General features: G+C 38.9%; 2 protein-coding genes. Both read left to right on the top strand.

The window, feature by feature from the left end:
* The first annotated feature begins 138 nt into the window (after positions 1-138).
* Positions 139-1,539 (top strand): aspartate ammonia-lyase, encoded by a 1,401-nt coding sequence (locus CYP77_RS07440; RefSeq protein WP_021093490.1) that lies wholly within the window; start codon positions 139-141, stop codon positions 1,537-1,539.
* A gap of 91 nt (positions 1,540-1,630) precedes the next feature.
* Positions 1,631-2,966: anaerobic C4-dicarboxylate transporter (locus CYP77_RS07445; RefSeq protein WP_103599730.1), on the top strand; the 1,336-nt coding region annotated here is incomplete at its 3' end.

A 2,966-nucleotide genomic window follows, 5' to 3' on the forward strand; every position in this document is an offset into this window, starting at 1 on the left:
ATATAATTTTCTTTCAAAGAGCGCCATATCAAGTCAAAAGCTTAAAACTTAAAAAAAATAAGTAGTCATTAATATTTAAAATCTCAAATACCTATATAATTTCACTCGGTAACAAATTTTTACTAAGGAGAAGCTGTTATGGCAACCAGAAAAGAACATGATTTTATTGGCGAGTTGGAAATTTCTGACAATTTTTACTATGGTATCCAAACATTTAGGGCTACTGAGAATTTTCACATGAGTGGTAGAACATTAAAAGAGTATCCATACTTCGTAAAGGCATTTGCACAGATCAAAAAAGCTGCTGCGCTTGCAAATAAAGAGGTTGGTGTTTTAGATCCAAAGATAGCTGATGCTTTGGCAAAAGCTGCTGATAGAGTAATAGCTGGCGAGTTTTTAGATCAATTTGTCGTTGATATGGTTCAAGGTGGTGCAGGAACAAGTACAAATATGAACTCAAACGAGGTCATCACAAACATCGCACTTGAGAGCCTTGGTCACAAAAAAGGCGAGTATCAATACATCCATCCAAATGATCACACAAACCTTGGACAAAGCACAAATGATACTTATCCAAGCTCTATTAAAGTAGCAACTTATGCAAAACTTACTGACTTGCTTGCTGCTATGAATTTACTAAAAGATGAGCTTGAGAAAAAAGCAAAAGAATTTAAAGATATCATCAAAATGGGTAGAACAGAGCTTGAAGATGCTGTCCCTACAACACTTGGCAACACTTTTAACGCATTTGCAAGCTATATCAAAAGTGACATCGAAAAGATCACAGCTGCTCGTGAGTCAATGACACATCTAAACATGGGTGCAACTGCGATAGGCACAGGCATCAACTGCCACCCAGAGTATAAAAATGTAGTTGTTAAAAAACTAAAAGAAATCACTGGAGTTGATTTTAAAAAGGCTGATGACTTCATCGCTGCTACGCAAGACACTGCGGACTTCGTTCACGTAAGTGGTGCGCTTAAAACTGCCGCTGTTAGACTTTCAAAAATTGCAAACGACTTAAGACTAATGAACTCAGGTCCAAGATGCGGTCTTGGCGAGATAAATTTACCTCAAATGCAACCAGGCAGCTCAATCATGCCAGGTAAGGTAAATCCAGTTATCGCTGAGGTTGTAGGTGAAGCTTGCTATGAAGTAATCGGCAACGACGTGACTATCATGCTTTGCTCTGAAAGAGGCGAATTTGAGCTAAATGCGTTTGAGCCAGGCATCGCTTATGCACTATTTAACTCTATATTTATCCTTGAAAATGCTATGAAAACACTAGCCCAAAAAGCTATCAAAAAACTTACAGCAAACCCTGAGGCTTGCCTAAAATCAGTTCTTGGCTCAGTTGGTATCGTAACAGCGTTTAATCCATATATCGGTTACGAAAAATCAGCAAGCATCGCTAAAGAGGCCCTTCAAACAGGCAAAGCAGTTGGCGATATCTGCCTAGAGAGAGGCTATCTAAGCAAAGAAGAGATCGATAAGATTTTAGAGCCTAAAAATATGCTAAATCCGAGCATGGTTAAGTAAAAATTTAAGCAAAGTATTATTAAAAGCGTGCCAGAATTCTGACACGCTTAAGTGGTGATTTTAGTAATAAAATTTAATAAAGGAGTTTTCGATGGATATAATGCTGATCTTACAGATTATAGTCCTATTTGGCGGCATCTATCTTGGTGTCAAACTAGGTGGTATGGGCGTTGGCTACGCAGGTGGTCTAGGCGTTGTGATACTAGCTTTGCTTGGTATGAAAGTCGATATGAAAGATATCCCTATGGATGTTATCTTGATCATCGCTTCAGTTATCTCAGCGATCACAGCTTTGCAAGTTGCTGGCGGACTTGACTATTTAGTTCAAGTAGCAACAAAAATTTTACGCAAGAATCCAAAACAAATCAACTTTCTTGCTCCGATAGTTACTTACTTTTTAACTATCCTTGCAGGAACTGGACACACTGCGTTTTCTATGATCCCTGTTATCGTTGAGGTTGCAAAAACACAAAACATCAAACCTTCAGCTCCACTTGCGCTTTCAGTTGTCTCTTCTCAAGTAGCGATCACTGCAAGCCCGATATCAGCTGCATTTGTTGCTATGAGTGGTCTATGTGAGAAGCTGGGTGTTAGCTATCCAGTATTGCTATTTATTTGTATATCAACTACTTTTGTTGCGATGATTATCACTGCGTTTATTATCAATAAATTTTATGATCTTGACCTTTCAAAAGATCCTATCTATCAAGATAGACTTGCAAAAGGTTTGGTTGCAGAGGTTAAGGATGTCGAGTATCACGAGCCAAAACCATACGCAAAAAGATCAGTTGCTATCTTTGCAGTTGGTGTTTTGATCGTTGTTTGCTATGCGCTATATATCTCAAAGAGCTTAGGTCTTGTAGAAAAACCTATCCTTTCAAGAGATGCAGCTATCATTAGCTTTATGCTAACTATCGGCTTTACGATAGCAGTAGCTTGCAAGGTTGAGACAGGCAAACTTCTATCTACTAGCACTTTTCAAAGTGGTATGAATGCGTGCATCTGCGTTGTTGGTATCGCATGGCTTGGTACTACATTTGTTAATGGACACCTTGACGCTATCAAAGAGGCTGCAAAAGACTTCGTTACTCAGTATCCATTTATCCTAGCTGTTGCGCTTTATTTCTTAAGCTGCTTGCTATACTCACAAGCTGCTACAACAAAGGTCATGATGCCAGCTGTTGCTGCTGCTCTTGGCATGACTAGCCCTGAAAATTCAGGTCAAATTTGGATCCTTGTAGCTTCATTTGCTGCAGTTTCTGGTCTATTTGTATTGCCAACATATCCTACAACACTAGGTGCGATAGCGATGGACGATACAGGAACTACAAGAGTTGGTAAATTTGTATTTAACCACTCATTCTTCATCCCAGGAACTATAATGGTTGCATTATCAGTTATCCTTGGATTTATAGTAGCTCCAGTTC

This window comes from Campylobacter concisus (assembly GCF_002913865.1).
In the GTDB taxonomy this organism is placed as follows: Bacteria; Campylobacterota; Campylobacteria; order Campylobacterales; family Campylobacteraceae; genus Campylobacter_A; species Campylobacter_A concisus_AM.